Origin of the sequence: Pontibacter virosus (assembly GCF_003096355.1) — a bacterium.
Taxonomy (GTDB): domain Bacteria; phylum Bacteroidota; class Bacteroidia; order Cytophagales; family Hymenobacteraceae; genus Pontibacter; species Pontibacter virosus.
Window position 1 is genome coordinate 295,645 of the sequence record NZ_QEKI01000001.1, and the last position, 18,419, is coordinate 314,063.

The window sequence follows — 18,419 nt, forward strand, 5'->3', positions numbered from 1 at the left end:
TGTTCTGTTTGCAGGTATAGCCTAGTCGATCGTGGCAATGCACTTCAACTCGATGGCAATGGGCGTTGGTAATTTATTTATCTCCACGGTGGTGCGACAAGGCTGGTTGTCCTTGAAGTACTCGGCATAGATGCGGTTGTAGGTCGCAAAGTCGTCTTTCATATTCGTCAGGTATACGGTCACGTCTACCAGGTTTGCCCAGCTCGAGCCGGCGTCTTCCAGTATGTAACGCACATTCTGGAATACGGAGCGGCACTGCGTCTCAATGTCGTACGAGGTGATGTTGCCTGCCTCGTCCAGTTCCACACCCGGGATCTTTTTGGTGCCCCGCTCCCTTGGTCCAACGCCAGACAGGAACAAAAGATTGCCCACGCGACGGGCATGCGGGTATAGCCCCACGGGCTCCGGGGCTTTCGATGAATTGAGAAGCTCTTTATCGTTTGTCATACTCAAATATAAAACATTCTGGCCAGCATTGTGCTTTGAGTCCTGCCATCTATCTCACCATAACAGAGAAGCCGGCCCTAAAACAGGCCGGCTTCTCTTACCTTAAACAAACTCTATTATTTAACCCGATCGGGGCTAATATGTTTAAACACAAAGGATTATTTTGTGAACCTCACATCGTTATACTTTGAAGTGATGCTGAGAGTGCCTTTAGATGAAGCATTTCCATACCTGCCTTTATACTCCGCCGAGGTATGGCCTTTCTCCAGTGTCGTGAACTTCACGAGGTTTCGGTCCACTTTAAAGTCGGCGAATTGCACGTTGACGTCGAAGTCAAAGGCCGAATCGCTCTCGAAGTTGAGCAGGATTGGAGCGTAGCCTCCGGTTACATTTATAGACTTGAAATTCTTCTTCACGTTATCTACACTAAATGTGCCGTACTTCACATCCATCTGCAGTGCTTCGGAAAGATTTCCTATTTTAATATCAGTATATTTTGACGTGCCATTCACACCATTTGTCCCGCCTAGATTTAAATTTGAATACGCCAACTCTATATTGCCCTTGTTCAGGAAGCCGATGGTATTGGAAGTTCTGTCACAGAACGAAGCTTTGATGTTGTTGGAGGCGTTCGCCAGATTACCCACTTTAAAAGCACCATGGCGCACGTTCAAATCCACTTTGCCCTTCATGTCTGGCAGGTATACGTTACCGAAGCTGTTCTTCACGATCAAGTGGTTATCTTCGGGCATATTGATGGTATAGTTGATCTCAAAACTCTGGTGACCACTCTTGGAGTTCATAGAACCCATTTCGGTCTTAACGGAGATGGTGCTGCCGCTTCGGCTGTCGGCCACGTTGATCTTATTCAGCATTTCCTGCGCCACTTGCTCTGAGTTGGCGCGGCTGATGATGTCGACTTTTACCTGTATCTCGTTGCGGTTCCAGGTGTTCACATGCACGTTGCCGAACTTGTTGTCGATGTTCAGCACATCCGACTTGCTTACTTTGTAAGTCTTGTCGAAGGTCTTGCGCTTCTCTGAACTGTAGGTATAAACTTCGGCTTCCTTACAATCCGTCTGGTGTGGCAGCACAGGAGGCGCCGGTGGAATCGGAGGGGCGGGCGGTTGTGTCTGCTGCACGACAGGGGTTGGTGGTGCAGGGAGCGTTTGGCTTGGGCAAGGCTCCGGCGCATAAGGCTGTGCCAGGGCCAGGGCGGGCAGTATAACCAAAAGCGTGGCTATGTGGTAGCGCAGTGTTTTAAATAGTAGTAGTTTCATTGTTCTGTGGTTCAGTAGTATCCTGTTCTTTAATAGCTTCTATTTTCTTAAGCACTTCCAGCTGGCGGTTCAGCACTTCGATCCGGATCTGCAGGTTCCTGATCATGGCCGCCATCACCTGGTCGGTATTCGGAGTAGTTTGTAATTGATCTTTGAGTCGGGTATAGCTGCTGTCGAGTCGGGCCAGTTCGCTGTCTATCTCGCGCGTTTCGTCCAGACCGAGCACCTTCAGGTCGTATTCGCTCAGCTCTTCGCGTTTGCTGTTGATCTGGCTGGTATAGTATACCTCCACCTCAGCAAGTTCGGGCGCCATTTGGTACACCGATGCCTGTTCTCCTGTCTCGGTAGTAGCGGCAAGGGTGTTGGTGACTGCCGGGTTGTTTTTTTTCACCGTCCAGAGCGTGATGCCACATGCCAGCAGGAGCACGATGGTAGCGGCCACGCGCATAAACATGAAGTCGGCGGCGAAGTTGAGGCGATCCCCGAAGTTGATGCTGATCACCTTGGCTTCTTTGCGTGGCTTCTCTTTCTGTGCCTGCTGCGTCTTCAGCTCGGTACAGATCTCCTGCCACAGCTCCGGTCTGGGTTCGAACATGTCGAAGTCTTCCCGGTTTTCACTCACAAAATCCTTTAATCTGTCTTTCATCTTTCTCTTCTTTATCATTGACCACGGCTAGGCCATGGAATGTGTGTCTTTCATAATCTCCAGGAGCTTCTTGCGGGCCCTGCTGTACTGCGACTTCGAAGTAGACTCGCTTATACCCAACACCTCTCCTATTTCAGCATGGTCGAGGCCTTCCAGCAGGTATAGGCTGAGCACTACTCTGTAGCCGTCAGGCAAGCGCTGTATGGCGCGGCGCACCTGCTCTACCTGCCATTCGGTATCATCGTCGTAGTCCTCGTCTGCTATGTCGCCTGCCATCCGGTCTTCGAGCGGCACCAGTTCTGAGCGGCGCTTGCGCACGGCGTTAACCGATGCATTGATCACGATCCGTTTGAGCCAGCTCCCGAATGAAGCTTCTGCTTTGTAAGAATGTAAGTTTTTAAAGGCGCTGATGAAGGCTTCCTGCAGCACGTCCTCGGACTCGGCATAGTCGTTGGTGATGCGCATGCTCACGTTAAACATGGCTTTGGAGTATAGCTTATACAGCTCGTACTGGGCACGGTTATCCCCTTCCCTGCAGCGCTGCACTACCTGTGCGTTTACATCCTGAAAAGTGCCTTTTTCCAAAATCGCCTCGTTTATCGTTCTATTAGCCTCGTTAGTCGACCTATTCTCTTACTTCATCTTAATTTCACTCCTCCCTTCATTCTATCTGCACTAAAGACACAGGCAAAAGCGTTGGGTTGCATCAAGTTGCAAAATATTTTTAAAAATTATCCGTTGCTCACTGCGCCCGGGTGCCGTTTTACTCATTTATCAGGTATAGCCACAAAAAAAAGCCAGCCCCGGGTGGAGCTGGCTTTGCCTGAATCAGGATTTTCGGATTATGAAATAAACAGGATAAAGGATACCAGGCAGGATGTGCGCTTTAAAATTTTGAGTGTGCTATACCTACTGGAAAAGGTAATCAAAACTTATAAAACCTTTCTCATCCTGAAAGTCCAGTTCTTTAATCCATAATATCAAACTTGATGCCCTGTGCCAATGGCAGTTCGCGGCTGTAGTTGATGGTGTTGGTCTGGCGACGCATGTAGATCCTCCAGGCATCGGAACCGGACTCGCGGCCTCCGCCTGTATCTTTCTCACCCCCAAAGGCACCACCGATCTCGGCACCGGACGTACCGATGTTCACGTTGGCTATACCACAGTCTGAGCCCCAGTGGGTCAGGAAGGCTTCTGTTTCGAGCAGATTTGTTGAGAAGATGGACGAAGACAAACCTTGCTTCACCCCGTTCTGAATGTCGATGGCGTTCTCCACGTCACCGCTATACCTGATCAGGTATAGGATTGGAGCAAAGGTCTCTTCCTGCACCATGTGGTAATGGTTCTCGGCCTCCACGATGGCTGGCGTCACGTAGGTACCGGTTGCGTATTGCTCGCCTTCCAGCACCTCACCACCGATCAACAGCTTGCCACCTTCGCCCTGTACCTCTTCCAGCGCGTTCTGGAAAGCCTTCACAGCATCCTTATCGATCAGCGGACCAACCAGTGTGGTGTCGCTCAGCGGGTGACCGATCGGCAGGTTCGGGTAGATCTTGAGCAAGCGGTCGCGCACCTGATCGAATACATTCTCGTGCACGATCAGGCGGCGGGTAGAGGTACAGCGCTGTCCGCAGGTACCTACGGCGCCGAATACCACGGCACGAAGCGCCATTTCGATGTCAGCATTTTCGGTGATGATGATGGCATTGTTGCCGCCCAGTTCCAACAAGGACTTGCCCAGACGGGCACCAACGGCCTCGCCTACTTTCTTGCCCATGCGGGTAGAGCCTGTAGCGGACACAAGAGGCACACGGGTGTCATGCGCCATCAGGCTGCCGATCTCGGCATCACCGATGATTACGTTGAAAATCCCCTCCGGCAGCTCGTTGTCGGCCAGCACGTCGCGGATAATGTGCTGACAGGCGATGGCCGTGAGCGGTGTTTTTTCAGATGGCTTCCAGATGGTCACGTCGCCGCAAACGGCTGCCAGCATGGCGTTCCAACTCCAAACCGCCACCGGGAAGTTAAAGGCTGAGATAACACCCACAATGCCCAACGGATGGTACTGCTCGTACATGCGGTGCTGTGGACGCTCGGAGTGCATGGTATACCCGTGCAACTGACGCGACAGGCCTACTGCAAAGTCGCAGATATCGATCATCTCCTGCACTTCGCCTAGGCCCTCCTGCAGGATCTTGCCCATTTCGTAGCTCACCAGTTTGCCCAGAGCCTCTTTGTTCTCACGCAGCTTGTTGCCGATCTGACGCACGATCTCGCCACGCTTTGGAGCCGGCACGGTGCGCCATACCTTAAACGCATCCTGGGCGGTCTTCACCACTTGCTCATAATCCTCGGCAGAAGCCATACTTACGCCGGCAATCAGGTTGCCATCGGCTGGTGAATAGATCTCGCGGGTTGTTTTGTTGTTTTCGCCGCCCCAGTTCAGACCGGTGCTGTAGGATGGGTTTTGTTCTTTTATACCTAGTTGCTGCAATACATCGGCAATCGCTTTTGTCATTGGCATTTCATCTATGGCTTGTTTCATAATTCTATCTGTATTTTTCGGATTTTGGGTGTTTAAACATCTTCTGAGCAATGTACCTGCACGCAGGAAGCTATGCAGCATGAAGTTAACCCTTTTTTCTCTTCTATTAAAACAAAAAAGCTCCTGCCGTGTGTGGCAGAAGCTTTTCTGTTGAATGTTTAATAACTAGCGTTTCCCGATCGGGTAGTAAGCCTTCAGACCGTCAGGATAAACACCTTCGATGTAAACGATGCCGGTTTCGAAGTTCTTCAGGTGGCGCTCCACATCGGCTGGCACATTCACCGCATACTTGTCTATGCGTGTGATGATGAATCCATCTTTCATACCGGTGTCACGGAACTTGCTCTTGTCCACATTGGAGATCTTAGCGCCGCCGTCTATACCTAGTTTGTTCATTTCCTGTTTGCTTACCGCTTCAAAAGAAGCACCGTCAAACGTCACCGAGCTGGCATTGCTACGCTTCGAAATCTCGGTGCTGTTGTTCAGGTTTTTGAGCGTTACGTTGGCATTTCGTGTCTTGCCATCGCGCAGGTACTCTACCTTTACCTTATCGCCAGGGCGGTAGCGTGCCACCTGCTCCAGCAACTGCGAAGAGCGGGCTACTTTCACATCGTTGATAGCTGTGATCACGTCGCCAGTACGAAGGCCGGCCTCTTTCGCACCACCTTCTTCCACTTCGGCCAGGTACACACCATTCAGCGTACTCAGATTTTTCTCTTTTGCCAGGGCAGCATCAATTTCCTGGATGCGGGCACCCAGCAAAGCACGCTGCACTTCACCGTACTTCAGCAAGTCGTCTACCACCTTGCTCACAATGGCAGATGGCACGGCAAAAGAATAGCCGGCAAAAGATCCTGTTTGTGAAGCGATGGCTGTGTTGATGCCTACGAGGTCACCGTTCAGGTTTACCAGGGCGCCACCACTGTTACCAGGGTTTACGGCCGCATCTGTCTGAATGAACGACTCAATGCTAAGATCGCGGTTCTGGCTGGTGCGCAAAATGTTGATGTTACGGCCTTTGGCGCTCACGATACCCGCTGTTACCGTAGAGGTCAGGTTCATCGGGTTACCCACGGCCAGCACCCACTCCCCTACCTGCAGGTCATCGGAGTTGCCGTAGCGGATTACAGGCAGTTTATCGGCGTTGATTTTTAGCAGGGCCAGGTCAGTGGTAGGGTCGGTGCCTACGAGCGTAGCTTCAAACTTGCGCTTATCGTCCAGTGTCACTTCTATCTTGTCGGCACGGTCGATCACGTGGTTGTTGGTAACGATGTAGCCGTTAGAGGCGATGATCACACCCGAGCCGGAGCCCATCTGCGGACCGCGTGGTACACGTTCTCCAAAGCCATCGCCAAAGAATTCGCGCAGGAACGGATCCATGGGTGTGTTGGATCGCTGCGCCGAGCGCACGCTATACTCTGTCATCACGTGCACAACGGCAGGCGTGGTTACCTGTGCGGCCTTTATAAAATTAAGCCCTTCCGGCACAATCACGTTGCTGCTGCGCATGTCGCTTGTGTAGCGTACGGTCGGGTACTGCTGTTGAGCCTCTACTCCCTGCGGACTATCATTCTCCAGCAACTTATAGCTGCCTACTGCCACACCGCCGCCCATTAGCGCCGAAAGTGTGAGGCCAACAATAAACTGTTTCGTCTTCATGTATTGAACTCCTTCTGATTGATGGGTTTTAAATATTAAGAATTATATATATAACAAACCTTTAACGCTAATATACTATACGACAGTATACCTAGTCAAGGCAATTTGCACTCTTTAACATTTTTATAACAAAAAGGAGGCCAGTTTTGGTGGCCTCCTTTTTGTCAATTTACATTCCTAATTGTTATTTACCATTCTCAGAAGCAGTCACGCGTTTTTGCTTGGCGTTCTGTTTGGCTTCCTCGCCACCTGCAATCGTGATCTGACGCTTCATGGTTTTGTGCTCGTCTTTTGGCACGTTTACCAACAGCACGCCGTCCTGCAATTGGGCCGAGATCTTGTCCGGGTTTACGTTGTCAGGCAGGTAGAAAGAGCGGGAGAATGTACCGTACTGGGTTTCCAGCATCTGGTAGCGGCGACCTTCCTCTTTCTTCTCGAAACGGCGCTCACCTGAAATGGTCAGCTTGCCTTCCTGAAAATCGATGGCAACGTCCTCTTTGCGAATGCCGGGCAGGGCTACTTCGATCTCGTAACCATTTTCGGTTTCGCAGGCATCCACATGTGGCGTAAAGCCGGAGAAACCTCTTGAGTTTACAGACTCGTTGAAGAACCTGTCCAGCATGGAGCTGAAAGTCTGCGGCACGTCATTCTGCATGCCATTATATTTTCTGAGTACCATAGCTACCTCCTTTTTTAAGTTGTTGTTTTCAATACAAAAAGGGTAAAGCGAATAGCCTGCCAGTCGGATTATTTTATCGAATCATGAAATAATGTCATTTATAACCATGGTATAAACCGGCCTTTCCTGTCAATTTTTCAGGAATTAGTAGGTATAGCTGGCTGTAGAGATGGCTCTGTTGAAGGTATACTTCAGTTCGAGGCCAAATACAGGCGAGATGCGGTTGCGCTTCGTGGTATAGCCCTGTTCAAGCAGCACCCCGTCTTCATCATATTTCGGACTCACTTCCACAAAATAGTAGTCGGTCTGGCGCAGGAAGTAGGGGGTGATACGGATCTTGTCGCTGATCTCGTAAGTGGCTTCCACTCTGAGGCGGGTGCGGTCGATGGTGCGTACCAGCAGCTCGTTCGTTTCTTCCCCAAAATCCTTAACCACCAGCAGCTCATACGACAGGGACGGTGTGATAAAGCGTTCCCCTAACGGTATACGCTTGCCTAGTTCCGCCCCTAGTCTGAACCGCGCAAATGGATCGCGGCGCTCCTGGTTCACGTAATCGAGCGTCAGCTGTTTGTTGAAGTATAAGCCTTTGATGGTGCCGGCATGGCGGAGGAAAGCCGACGTGAAATTGCTCGAAGGCATGTCTTCCTTGGCGTAGCGGAACATAGCACCTGCTACCCAGTGCTCCGTAAAGGTGTGCTCGTAGCCCAGCGTGAACTCGATGCGCTCGAAGCTGCCCACCCCATTGTAGCGGCCGTCGGTGTTGATGCGGTACTGATTCTGCAGAAACAACAGGCCACTTTCGCCCAGGCCGTAGCTCAGTTGCAGTTCGGGCCAGAGGGCGGTCGGTGCACTCACTTTGCTCTGGGCGTGGCTCAAAAGCGGCAACACAGCCAGTAAGAGAATCAGGTATAGTTTTTTCATTTTCGGTTATCCTACTGTTTGAGCTTCCAATTCCTGTACGGCAATCCAGGCCATCAGCCCGCTGCCGGTTTCCAGCGCGGCTTCGTCAATGTCGAACGTTGGGGTATGCACACCAGAGGTGATGCCGCGCGCCTCGTTGCGGGTACCCAAGCGATAGAAGCAGGCAGCCACTTCCTGCGAGTAATAGGCAAAATCCTCGGCTCCCATCCACAGGTCAAGGTCCACTACATTCTCCTCCCCAAGGTATAGCGCTGCCGCCTCGCGGGCACGGCCGGTCAGGTCAGGGTCGTTCTTCAGGAAAGGGTAGCCAAACTTGATGTCGATGTCGCAGCTGCCGCCCATGCTCTCACAGAGTCCTTCAGCCAGTTTGCGTATACGGCGGTGCGCCTCTTTACGCCATACCTCATCCATGGTCCGGAAAGTGCCTTCCACCTTCACTTCATTCGGGATCACATTGGTGGCACCCAAGGCTTCTACTTTTCCAAAGGAGAGCACCGTGGGCACTTTTGGGCTGGCATGCCGGCTCACGATCTGCTGCAGCGCCACGATCAGATGCGATGTGATCAGCACCGGATCTACGTTAAGCTCCGGCAGGGCAGCGTGACCGCCTTTGCCTTTTACTGTAATGTAGATCTCGTCGGCGCTGGCCATGTACATACCTGACCGGAAACCGACCTTGCCGGCTGGCAGCATCGGAAACACATGCTGGCCGATGATACTTGATGGGGCCGGTTGCTGCAGCACCCCCTCTTTTATCATAATGGAAGCACCACCCGGAAACTTCTCCTCCCCTGGCTGGAACACCAGTTTCACGGTGCCTTCAAACTCTCCGCGCACTTCCTGCAGAATGCGCGCCGCGCCCAGCAAAGAGGCTGTATGCACATCGTGCCCGCAGGCATGCATTACACCCTCGTTCTTCGACTTGTAGTCTACAGCGTTTTGCTCTGTAATCGGCAGGGCATCCAGGTCGGCACGCAGTGCGATGGTCTGACTTTCCGGGTTTCGTCCTTTAACCAGGGCTACCACACCTGTATTGGCCATACGCACTGTTTCCAAGCCATAGCTTTGCAGCACCTGCTCTACATAAGCAGCCGTGTTATGCTCTTCGAAGGAAAGCTCCGGATTGGCGTGCAAATGCCGGCGTATACCTATTGAATCCTGGGTGTAGGTCTTGGCCAACTCTTTTATTCTCTGCGCTAATTGATTCATGTAAGTATTTAAATGACAAGGCACTACGCACCTTATTAAAAGCTGTCAAATATAAAAAGAAAAACGTTGCAGCCGCCTGAGCAACTGCAACGCTGTATACCTATAGCGGACTGCTATACCTTATTGCTTTGGTATGTTGATCTGCTCCTGCACAATATGGGCGTTGGGGATCAGGTCGCTGATCTGGTTTAGCACCTGCTGCGCCTCTATGCGGCTGAAATAGTCACCTATCTTCAGGCGGAAGTTTGGCTGCTGGTAAGTCAGGTAATCCTTTTGCTCTGGCACGCGGGCAATGATGGCTTTTCGCAGGTCCATTACGGTTTGGCGCTCCGAGCCATTATAGGCCAGTATGCGGTAGCCTTGCGCATACCGAATGTTCTTGTTGACGCGAGCCACCGAATCCATCAGCACAGCTACCCTGGCATTTGCGTGGTTTGTGGGCTCTACTCTGGCAGTTGCCGGTGCATTGGCATCATCGGCTGGGTAAGTGGGTCGGTATACGCTGATGTCGTCCACTACGCGGGCACTGGTTCTGTCTGGCGAACTGGTGCGTGCTTCTGCCGCGGGCTTGCAGGCCGACGACACCACCAAAGCTAAAATAAAAAGAAAACTAAGCGCTCTGTTCATGCTTTACAATTTGAATACTGGCAGAGCAACCTAAGCGGTCGGCTCCCGCCTCAATTAACGCGAGGGCATCGGCGTATGTTTTAATGCCACCAGACGCTTTTATTTTGATGTGGCTTGGCAGTACGCGGCGCATTAGCAGCACATCTTCCACCCGGGCTCCACCTGAAGCAAAACCCGTCGACGTTTTGGCAAAGTCTACTCCGGCATCACTGCAGATTTCACATGCTTTGGCTATCTCATCCTGCGAAAGCAGCGCCGTCTCGATGATCACCTTCAGTTCCGCCTCTTTCAGGTGACAGAAGTTCGCCAAATCACTCAGCTCTTTTTTTATCTCGCTGTACCTGCCCGACTTGAAGAACGAAACATTCATGACCACGTCAATTTCGTTGGCCCCGTCGGCTATGGCCTGGTGCGTTTCCAGAATCTTTACCTTGGGGTGCTGGTAACCCAGTGGGAAACCAATGACAGTGGCCACTTTTACCATAGCTCCCGGCCCCAAGCGCTCTGTAGCTGCCTGCACGTAGCAAGGTGGCACGCACACTGCCGCAAAGCCGTAGTCACGGGCCTCATCACACAGTTGCATCACCTGCTCAGCTGTCGCATCTGGGCGCAGGATGGTGTGGTCTATATAGGAAGCAAGTTCTTCTCCTGACATATTTTTTAACAAAAGATGTTTTAAACAAAAGGAAAGGATATAAAGACTGGCTTTGGCACCCGCTTTTATATCCTTTGCTTTTAGATGATCATATAAAAAGTATAACCGCCAGGCTTTTCAGAAGGCGGCTATCTGGTATTAGTCTTCAATCAGTACGCAACGGTTGTGGAGCAAATCGTCTTCCACCGTCTTGAATTTCACGTCTTTCAACACGCGGCCATCGTTGTACTGCACACTTACGCGATCGTTGCGTCCGGCCACTTTCTGTGAGTGGGCAGGCATGATCTTTTCCGGCTCCGGGGCATGCATCGGGCCACTGTTATGTTCCAGCGATGAATGCACTTCCTCTTTCTGCTCGTGCAATACGGGCGGCTTTGGCATTTGCGGCACACGCGGCTCCTGCACCTGCTCTGGCGCCTGCACCGGAATGAAGGCATGGAACAGGAACGAAACCGTTTCCTCGTTCACCTTGCCAATCATACGTTTAAACAGCTCAAATGACTCAAACTTGTAGATCAAGAGCGGGTCTTTCTGCTCGTATACCGCATTTTGCACCACTTGCTTCAGGTCGTCCATTTGGCGCAGGTGATCGGTCCATGCTTGGTCGATCGTGCCCAGCGTAATGATCTTCTCCATGGCACGGATCAGCTCCATACCGTGACTCTCATACGTCTTGGTCAGGTTGGCTACGGCGGCCAATTGGCGCTTGCCATCTGTGAACGGCACGGCCACGTTCTCGATCATCGGTCCACGGTTCAGGTGGATGTTCTCGATAATCGGGTACGCCTGTTCCGCGATTTGCTTGTTCTTGGCCAGGTAGTGGTTCAGTGCCTCGTTGTACAGACGTTCTACCAATGCATTAGGCTGACCAGATTTAAACTCGTCTTCCGTGATCGTGGTATTGATACCGAATACACGGATGATGTTCAGCTGGAAGTTATCGTAGTCAACCGTGTTTTTGTAGTTCACCACCATGTCCTCGCTGATATCATAGATCATGTTCCAGATATCAAGCTCCAGACGCTCGCCATACAGGGCGTTGCGGCGGCGCTTGTACACCACTTCACGCTGGGCGTTCATCACGTCGTCGTACTCGAGCAGGCGCTTACGCTGTCCGAAGTTGTTTTCCTCCACTTTCTTCTGCGCACGCTCAATCGAGTTCGTAATCATCGAGTGCTGAATCACCTCGCCTTCTTCCAGACCCATGCGGTCCATCAGACGGGCGATACGGTCAGAACCAAACAGACGCATCAGGTTATCCTCAAGCGACACGAAGAACTGTGAAGAACCCGGGTCACCCTGACGACCGGCACGACCACGCAACTGGCGGTCCACACGGCGGGACTCGTGGCGTTCCGTACCAATGATGGCTAGACCACCTGAACCCTTCGACTCTGGTGTCAGCTTAATGTCGGTACCACGACCGGCCATGTTTGTCGCGATGGTCACTGTGCCCGGCTTACCAGCTTCAGCCACAATTTCGGCTTCTTTCTGGTGCATTTTGGCGTTCAGTACCTGGTGCTTGATCTTACGCAACGTCAGCATGCGGCTTAGGAGCTCCGAGATCTCTACCGAAGTAGTACCTACCAGCACCGGACGGCCTTTCTCTGTTAGCTGCACAATTTCGTCGGCCACAGCATTGTATTTCTCACGCGTGGTTTTGTATACCTTGTCGTGCTCATCTCGTCTCGAGATTGGACGGTTGGTAGGTATAACCACCACATCCAGTTTGTAGATATCCCAGAATTCGCCCGCTTCAGTCTCGGCTGTACCCGTCATACCTGACAACTTGTGGTACATACGGAAGTAGTTCTGCAGTGTAACTGTGGCGTAAGTCTGCGTGGCATCCTCCACTTTCACGTTCTCTTTCGCCTCGATGGCCTGGTGCAGACCGTCCGAATAGCGGCGGCCTTCCATCACACGACCCGTTTGCTCATCCACGATCTTCACTTTGTTGTCCGGGGTCACGATGTACTCGGTGTCCTTCTCGAACAAGGTATAGGCCTTGAGCAACTGGTTGATGGTGTGCACACGCTTGGTCTTCTCTTGGAAGTCAGCGATCAGTTTCTCCTTGGCGTGAAGCGTCTCCTCTTCGTTAAGGGATGTGTTGTTTTCGATGTTGGCGATCTCTGTGCCGATATCTGGCAAGATAAACAGCTGCGGATCTTCACCCTGTCCCGTGATCAGGTCAATGCCTTTTTCGGTCAGTTCGATCTGGTTGTGCTTTTCGTCGATGGTAAAGTAAAGTGGCTCATCGGCCTCCGGCATCATGCGTGAGTTATCCTGCAGGTAGTGGTTTTCCACCTTCTGCATGATGGCGCGGTTACCCGTCTCACTCAGGAACTTGATCAACGGCTTGCTCTTTGGCAAACCACGGTAGGCTCTGAAAAGCGATAGACCGCCCTCTTGTGTGTTTCCTTCCTTGATCAGGCGTTTGGCCTCTGTCAGGAAGTTCATCACCACTTTGCGCTGCGCATCCACCAGCATGGCAATGCGTGGCTTCAGTTGGTAGAACTCGTGCTCATCGCCACGGGGCACCGGACCAGAGATGATCAGTGGCGTACGGGCGTCGTCGATCAACACGGAGTCCACTTCATCAACCATGGCGTAATGATGCTTGCGCTGTACCAGGTCCTTGGTTTCGCGTGACATGTTGTCGCGCAGGTAGTCGAAGCCGAACTCGTTGTTGGTACCATAGGTGATATCCGCACGATAGGCATTGCGACGGCCCTCGGAGTTAGGCTGGTGCTTGTCGATGCAGTCGATGGTGATGCCGTGGAACTCGAACAACGGCGCCATCCATTCGGAGTCACGTCGGGCGAGGTAGTCGTTTACGGTTACCACATGCACGCCGCGCTTCGAAAGGGCGTTCAGGAAGGCAGGCAGCGTTGCCACCAAGGTCTTACCCTCACCTGTGGCCATCTCCGCAATCTTGCCCTGGTGCAGCACAACACCACCGATCAGCTGCACATCGTAGTGCAACATGTCCCAGGTGATTTCGTTGCCTGCAGCCATCCACTTGTTCGCCCAAATGGCTTTATCACCATCAATTTGAACGTTTGGTTTGCGGGCAGCCAGCTGGCGGTCCATGTCGTTGGCCGTTACGACCAGCTGACCGTTCTCTTTCCATCGGCGGGCTGTTTCTTTTACAACTGCAAAACCTACAGGCAGCACTTCCATCAGCACGACCTCCAGCTCTTTGTTGCGTTCTTTCTCCAGTTCATCGATCTCTGAGAAGATGTTCTCTTTCTGAACGATGTTCAGTTCCGGCTCATCGACTACACGCTGGTGCAGGGCGGCTATTTTTTCGTCAGTAGGCTTCAGGCGCTCATCAATGATGCCTTTTATTTCGATTGTTTTCTGACGAAGCTGGTCATCAGTCAGGCTGGTAAGCCTCGCGTATTCCTCGTTAATTTTGGATACGTAAGGCACTACCTCCTTTATATCTCTGTCGGACTTGGTTCCGAATAGTTTCGCAACGGTTTTACCGAAAAAATCAAACATCTGTATTGGTTGTTCTTAAATGAAATTCTGCGTTCGCAATATCGTCAAAAATAAAGTGTTTTTCTGACATATCTAAGGCAATGCACTAAAACAATACCAGAATGATAGCTGCATAGGCTATCTGCCATATTTGCCGATAGGCTGAACTTATTTTCTCAACAAAGCTTAGGCTGCGTAAATTCCTGTGTCATAAAGGGAAAACCTGGGGATGGGCTGTGGCATTGTGACATAGTGGGGTTGTTTGTTCCTGTGGGCTGAATTTGGTGTACAGGTATAGCACAAATGGCGCGAGCGTCCTCGCTCGTGTCTGGTATAGAGGGGCTTCTGGCCCAAGTATAGGTATCGCTTGCTTTGCTTTATAGCAATTGCTATTGTAGCAACTTGCTTTGCCTTGTGGCTTGCCCTGGCCGGGCGGGCCTCACTTTTTTCCTTGATGAAAAAAGTGAGCAAAAAAATCAAGACGCTCCAAACTCGCTGAACGCTCGAACAGTGGAGCGTCATTTGGTGCACCTGGCTGATGTAATCAATTCCATAGCTTACGGGGCAAGTTAGTCTTGCTATACCTGCCAGCAGTAGTTCGCAACAGTGCTTATACCTACTGAATGGTAGTTACAGGTTCCCCGCCTTAGAAAAGGAGGGGTTAGGGGTGGTTGGACCCGGTAGAGCCAATGAACTGCAGCAACCACATAGCCTATACTACAAATTAACCAATGACAGAAAATCCACTCTTGAGAGGGGCAGGAGTGTGTTATAGCGACTGCCTGACCTCCCTTCGACCAAGATCCTTTTAGGATGACAGAACGGGAAAGCATAAGCTGAAAGTCCCCCTTGGGGATAGGGGGCCTCGACAAGGAAGGGGGCAGGGGATGACAATCGTGCACGTGAATCCTGTAAATCCTTGGAGGTAGGGACCCTATATTGAAGACTCAGACAGAGAACACCCGCTGCATCTCCACTACATCATCCCAACCGCCATCAGACTTGCGCAGCCATTCGCGGCGCATACCGACTTCCTCGAAGCCGGTATTTTTGAAAAGCCTGATGCTGGTGTGGTTGGTGGCCGTGATGCTGCAGTATACCTGGTGTAGTTGCAAGGTATGCTGACAGTAATTTAGCAGAAGATGCAGCGCCTCGGCTGCGTGCCCCTGGCCACGGTATGCGGCTGAAACAACAATGCCTATACCTGCGCGACGGTGCAACGGGTCGAAGTCAAAAAGGTCGATGGCGCCGATGGCTTCTTGTGCCTGGTTGCAGATGACCAGGCGGAGTTGCTTGATGGTGTAGATATCGAGGACGGCGTTCTCGAGGTACTGCTCCAGCACAAACCTGGAATAAGGTGTGAGCGTGTTGCCGACATGCCACACTGAGGTATCATTCTCTAAGGTGTACAGAAAGTCCAGATCAGTGGGCTCGAGGGCCCGCAGGTAGGTATGGTCGCCTTTCAGGAACATGGGCTATACCTTCTCCGGGAGTGGCACTGTGCCCGTAAACACCAGTCTGGCAGGGCCCGTCAGGTATACGTACCGGAAGCCGTCACCGTGCTGTTCGAAGCTTACCTGCAGGTTGCCTCCGGGGGTTTTTACGCGCACCGGGCTTTCCATGCCGCGCATACCTGCTACCAGGGCGCAAGCCGTCACGCCGGTTCCGCACGATAGCGTTTCGTCTTCCACGCCGCGCTCGTAGGTGCGCACGTAAATGGTGTCTTCAGAGAGGCGCTCCACAAAATTCACATTGGTTCCTTTGGCCACGAAGCGGTCGTTGTAGCGCACCGCACGGCCCTCGGCGTACACATCCAGGTCGCGCACATTGTCTACAAAGCGCACGTAGTGAGGCGAGCCGGTATTCAGGTAGAAGTCCTGCCCGATACGCTCCACACCCGCCACATCACCCATTTTCAGCTGGATTTCCTCGCGCTCGATGGTGGCCTGGTGCTCGCCGTCGGCTGCCAGAAAGTAGGCCACATCTTCGATCACGCCGAGTTGCTTGGCGAAACGTACCGTGCAGCGGGCCCCGTTTCCGCACATAGAGCCCAAGCGGCCGTCTGCGTTAAAGTATACCATCTCGAAGTCGTAATCGTCATGGTCCTGCAACAGAATAAGGCCATCAGCACCGATGCCGGTCCGGCGGTCGCACAAATGTTTGATCATCTGCTCGTCCTCTGCCGGGAAGTTCAACTTCCGGTTGTCGATCATGACGAAGTCGTTGCCTGTACCCTGGTATTTATAGAAGCTTAGTGGCATACTTTAGAAACATTTAAAACAGCTGATACGTGCAATTTTCAGGCACGGCATATAATTCGTAATTTGCCGCTATTACGCAAGCCGGATATAAACAGCAAATATATGTATTCCTTTTTAACAACAGAAAACTGGGCTGACTACGAACTCGTTGACTCTGGAGATTTTGAAAAACTGGAGCGCTTCGGGCAGTACTATGTGGCCCGACCTGAGCCGCAGGCCATTTGGGACAAGCATTTGCCCGAATCGGAGTGGCAGCGCATGGCCAACGCCGTGTTCACCCGCGACAAAGGCAGCCAGGAAAGAGGCCAGTGGAAACTTCAAAAAGGAATGCCGGAGCAATGGTTTATAAACTACCAGTACAACGACCTGAAACTGCGCTTCCGCTTGGGTCTGTCTTCGTTCAAACATGTGGGCCTGTTCCCGGAGCAGGACAGCAACTGGAAATTCATCTTCGACAAAACCCGCTCGCTCAAGACTAAAACGCCGAAGGTACTCAACATGTTTGCCTATACCGGTGCTGCCACCCTGGCCGCCAAAGCCGCTGGAGCAGACGTAACGCACCTCGACTCGGTGAAGCAAGTCAACTTCTGGGCGCGCGACAACATGGAAGCCAGTGGTCTGGACAATGTGCGCTGGATCGTGGAAGACGCCATGAAATACGCCCGCCGCGAAGTGAAGCGCGGCAACACCTACAACGGCATCATCCTGGACCCTCCCGCCTACGGCCGTGGCCCGAACGGTGAGAAATGGCAACTGGAAAACGAGCTGAACGAACTCATCAAGCTCTGCCACCAGATGCTCGATAAAACCGACTACTTCCTGGTAATCAACCTCTATTCCCTCGGCTTCTCTGCCCTGATTCTGGACAATTTGATGCGCCTGACCTTTGGGGAGCAGATCAGGAATGAGGAGTTAGGTGAGATATACCTGCACGACCGTGGTGAGCGGAAGTTGCCGTTGGGTACTTTCTTTCGGTTTAGTTCGAAGGGCTAGGTAGTAGCTTGAATTTATTTTATAATCTCACTGTTCAGCAGTCTAAATTCAACCAAATCTTAGCCACAGCTAAGTAAATCCTTAAAAATAAATGGGACGGAAAATGGGGATGTTATTAATGGTAATTGGAGTGTTATGCTTCATAACAGGATTTGTATTCTATTCTAAATCGCAGAATGCTACTGATACAGCAAACCAATTTGTAGAGAAAGATAGCGCGATTTACCCTTCAAAAGATACAGATTATCCTTCAATAGAAGTAGACGACGTCCCACCTTCTTCTTCTATAGCAGGCACAGATAACACATTAAGCTCCTCCAATTCTAGCAATTCATCACCTAACTCAAATGAGCTAGCTAGAGTAGTTGATATGGCTATTGCTGATGGTGTGCTTACTCCTAATGAGCGAAGTCTTATCAAGGAAATAGCAAACTCAAATGACCTCGATTATAATGCTATCATACAAGATGTTGAGAAAAGGATTGCGGAATCAGGAACATCTGAAACTGAGATTATAGATGTTAATAAAAGGAGCGGTGATAATTTTGAAAAATATGTTGTGCAGAAGTTCAGTAATAAATACTATAGAATCAAAGAGTGGGCTGGAGATAAATACGTCAAAGGTACTTATGCTGAAACCACACAGAATCCTGATCTATTAATAGAACTTAAATCTCCAGTTACTGAATTTTCAGTGGAATGTAAGTGGAAGAGCAATCTTTTCAAAGGAGGAGTAGAATTTGCTAGCCTAGAGCAATTAAAACGTTATAAAGATTTTGAAAAGACCCGAAAAATTCCTGTTTTTATAGCTATTGGACTTGGTGGAACTGGCGAAAACCCTGAGCAACTTTTCATATTACCTCTAAATAAAGTTACTTCAAACTTTATACATATTAATGAATTGAAAAACTTCAAAAAAGACATTAGCAAAAAGTTCTACTTCCATGCTGAATCTAATTCGTTAAGGTAAACGCAAAGAGCAAACTCCCTATCCAGACCATATTTAACTATAAT

The 18,419-nt window shown here is 51.1% G+C and carries 16 protein-coding genes; 2 read left to right on the forward strand and 14 right to left on the reverse strand.

Translation table 11 applies throughout. From position 1 onward, the window contains the following. Positions 1-21: 21 nt before the first annotated feature. From C8E01_RS01130 to dapF, 14 genes are all read right to left on the reverse strand, one after another. Positions 22-447, reverse strand: a complete 426-nt coding sequence (locus C8E01_RS01130; protein WP_076669329.1) for a RidA family protein — start codon at positions 445-447, stop codon at positions 22-24. 158 nt (positions 448-605) lie between these two features. Continuing rightward, entirely contained in the window at positions 606-1,727 is a 1,122-nt protein-coding gene (locus C8E01_RS01135) for a DUF4097 family beta strand repeat-containing protein (RefSeq protein ID WP_243409369.1), read from the reverse strand. Beyond that, complete coding sequence (locus tag C8E01_RS01140; RefSeq protein ID WP_116541532.1) at positions 1,708-2,373, reverse strand: hypothetical protein; 666 nt, start codon at positions 2,371-2,373, stop codon at positions 1,708-1,710. The genes C8E01_RS01135 and C8E01_RS01140 overlap by 20 nt, the downstream gene beginning before the upstream one ends. Positions 2,374-2,400: 27 nt before the next feature. After that, positions 2,401-2,958: an RNA polymerase sigma factor gene (locus C8E01_RS01145; protein WP_116541533.1), complete on the reverse strand. Its 558-nt coding sequence runs from the start codon at positions 2,956-2,958 to the stop codon at positions 2,401-2,403. Positions 2,959-3,340: 382 nt separating this feature from the next. Continuing rightward, the gene (amaB, locus tag C8E01_RS01150; RefSeq protein WP_207774853.1) at positions 3,341-4,918 is read right to left on the reverse strand and encodes an L-piperidine-6-carboxylate dehydrogenase; all 1,578 of its coding nucleotides are present in this window, start codon (positions 4,916-4,918) and stop codon (positions 3,341-3,343) included. Between the two features lie 165 nt (positions 4,919-5,083). Further along, complete coding sequence (locus tag C8E01_RS01155) at positions 5,084-6,577, reverse strand: Do family serine endopeptidase (RefSeq protein ID WP_116541534.1); 1,494 nt, start codon at positions 6,575-6,577, stop codon at positions 5,084-5,086. Between the two features lie 184 nt (positions 6,578-6,761). Then, complete coding sequence (locus C8E01_RS01160; protein ID WP_116541535.1) at positions 6,762-7,256, reverse strand: Hsp20/alpha crystallin family protein; 495 nt, start codon at positions 7,254-7,256, stop codon at positions 6,762-6,764. 144 nt (positions 7,257-7,400) lie between these two features. Beyond that, a complete protein-coding gene (locus C8E01_RS01165; protein WP_116541536.1) occupies positions 7,401-8,177 on the reverse strand; it encodes a DUF2490 domain-containing protein in 777 nt (258 codons plus the stop codon). Positions 8,178-8,183: 6 nt separating this feature from the next. Beyond that, a complete protein-coding gene (locus C8E01_RS01170) occupies positions 8,184-9,386 on the reverse strand; it encodes a M20 metallopeptidase family protein (RefSeq protein WP_116541537.1) in 1,203 nt (400 codons plus the stop codon). 120 nt (positions 9,387-9,506) lie between these two features. After that, on the reverse strand, positions 9,507-10,013 hold the full coding sequence (locus tag C8E01_RS01175) for a sporulation protein (protein ID WP_116541538.1): 507 nt from the start codon (positions 10,011-10,013) through the stop codon (positions 9,507-9,509). Then, on the reverse strand, positions 9,997-10,668 hold the full coding sequence (gene deoC / locus C8E01_RS01180; protein ID WP_116541539.1) for a deoxyribose-phosphate aldolase: 672 nt from the start codon (positions 10,666-10,668) through the stop codon (positions 9,997-9,999). Before deoC ends, C8E01_RS01175 begins: the two co-directional genes overlap by 17 nt. A 138-nt stretch (positions 10,669-10,806) precedes the next feature. Continuing rightward, positions 10,807-14,172, reverse strand: coding sequence for a preprotein translocase subunit SecA (gene secA, locus C8E01_RS01185; protein ID WP_116541540.1), 3,366 nt, complete (start codon positions 14,170-14,172; stop codon positions 10,807-10,809). 926 nt (positions 14,173-15,098) lie between these two features. Then, positions 15,099-15,623 carry a GNAT family N-acetyltransferase gene (locus tag C8E01_RS01190; RefSeq protein WP_116541541.1) on the reverse strand — a complete coding sequence of 175 codons (525 nt, stop codon included), beginning with the start codon at positions 15,621-15,623 and terminating at the stop codon, positions 15,099-15,101. 3 nt (positions 15,624-15,626) lie between these two features. Further along, positions 15,627-16,412 (reverse strand): diaminopimelate epimerase, encoded by a 786-nt coding sequence (gene dapF / locus C8E01_RS01195; protein ID WP_116541542.1) that lies wholly within the window; start codon positions 16,410-16,412, stop codon positions 15,627-15,629. Between the two features lie 102 nt (positions 16,413-16,514). Here dapF and C8E01_RS01200 point away from each other — a divergent pair, with 102 nt between their 5' ends. Beyond that, positions 16,515-17,405, forward strand: coding sequence for a class I SAM-dependent methyltransferase (locus C8E01_RS01200; protein WP_116541543.1), 891 nt, complete (start codon positions 16,515-16,517; stop codon positions 17,403-17,405). Positions 17,406-17,496: 91 nt separating this feature from the next. Further along, complete coding sequence (locus C8E01_RS01205) at positions 17,497-18,375, forward strand: hypothetical protein (protein ID WP_116541544.1); 879 nt, start codon at positions 17,497-17,499, stop codon at positions 18,373-18,375. The last annotated feature ends 44 nt before the right edge of the window (positions 18,376-18,419 follow it).

Bases quoted from the DNA above. Each gene is read 5' to 3' on its own strand.
- C8E01_RS01130 (WP_076669329.1), bottom strand. From the start codon at position 447: ATGACAAACGATAAAGAGCTTCTCAATTCATCGAAAGCCCCGGAGCCC.
- C8E01_RS01135 (WP_243409369.1), bottom strand. From the start codon at position 1,727: ATGAAACTACTACTATTTAAAACACTGCGCTACCACATAGCCACGCTT.
- C8E01_RS01140 (WP_116541532.1), bottom strand. From the start codon at position 2,373: ATGAAAGACAGATTAAAGGATTTTGTGAGTGAAAACCGGGAAGACTTC.
- amaB (WP_207774853.1), bottom strand. From the start codon at position 4,918: ATGAAACAAGCCATAGATGAAATGCCAATGACAAAAGCGATTGCCGAT.
- C8E01_RS01155 (WP_116541534.1), bottom strand. From the start codon at position 6,577: ATGAAGACGAAACAGTTTATTGTTGGCCTCACACTTTCGGCGCTAATG.
- C8E01_RS01160 (WP_116541535.1), bottom strand. From the start codon at position 7,256: ATGGTACTCAGAAAATATAATGGCATGCAGAATGACGTGCCGCAGACT.
- C8E01_RS01165 (WP_116541536.1), bottom strand. From the start codon at position 8,177: ATGAAAAAACTATACCTGATTCTCTTACTGGCTGTGTTGCCGCTTTTG.
- C8E01_RS01170 (WP_116541537.1), bottom strand. From the start codon at position 9,386: ATGAATCAATTAGCGCAGAGAATAAAAGAGTTGGCCAAGACCTACACC.
- C8E01_RS01175 (WP_116541538.1), bottom strand. From the start codon at position 10,013: ATGAACAGAGCGCTTAGTTTTCTTTTTATTTTAGCTTTGGTGGTGTCG.
- deoC (WP_116541539.1), bottom strand. From the start codon at position 10,668: ATGTCAGGAGAAGAACTTGCTTCCTATATAGACCACACCATCCTGCGC.
- secA (WP_116541540.1), bottom strand. From the start codon at position 14,172: ATGTTTGATTTTTTCGGTAAAACCGTTGCGAAACTATTCGGAACCAAG.
- C8E01_RS01190 (WP_116541541.1), bottom strand. From the start codon at position 15,623: ATGTTCCTGAAAGGCGACCATACCTACCTGCGGGCCCTCGAGCCCACT.
- dapF (WP_116541542.1), bottom strand. From the start codon at position 16,412: ATGCCACTAAGCTTCTATAAATACCAGGGTACAGGCAACGACTTCGTC.
- C8E01_RS01200 (WP_116541543.1), top strand. From the start codon at position 16,515: ATGTATTCCTTTTTAACAACAGAAAACTGGGCTGACTACGAACTCGTT.
- C8E01_RS01205 (WP_116541544.1), top strand. From the start codon at position 17,497: ATGGGACGGAAAATGGGGATGTTATTAATGGTAATTGGAGTGTTATGC.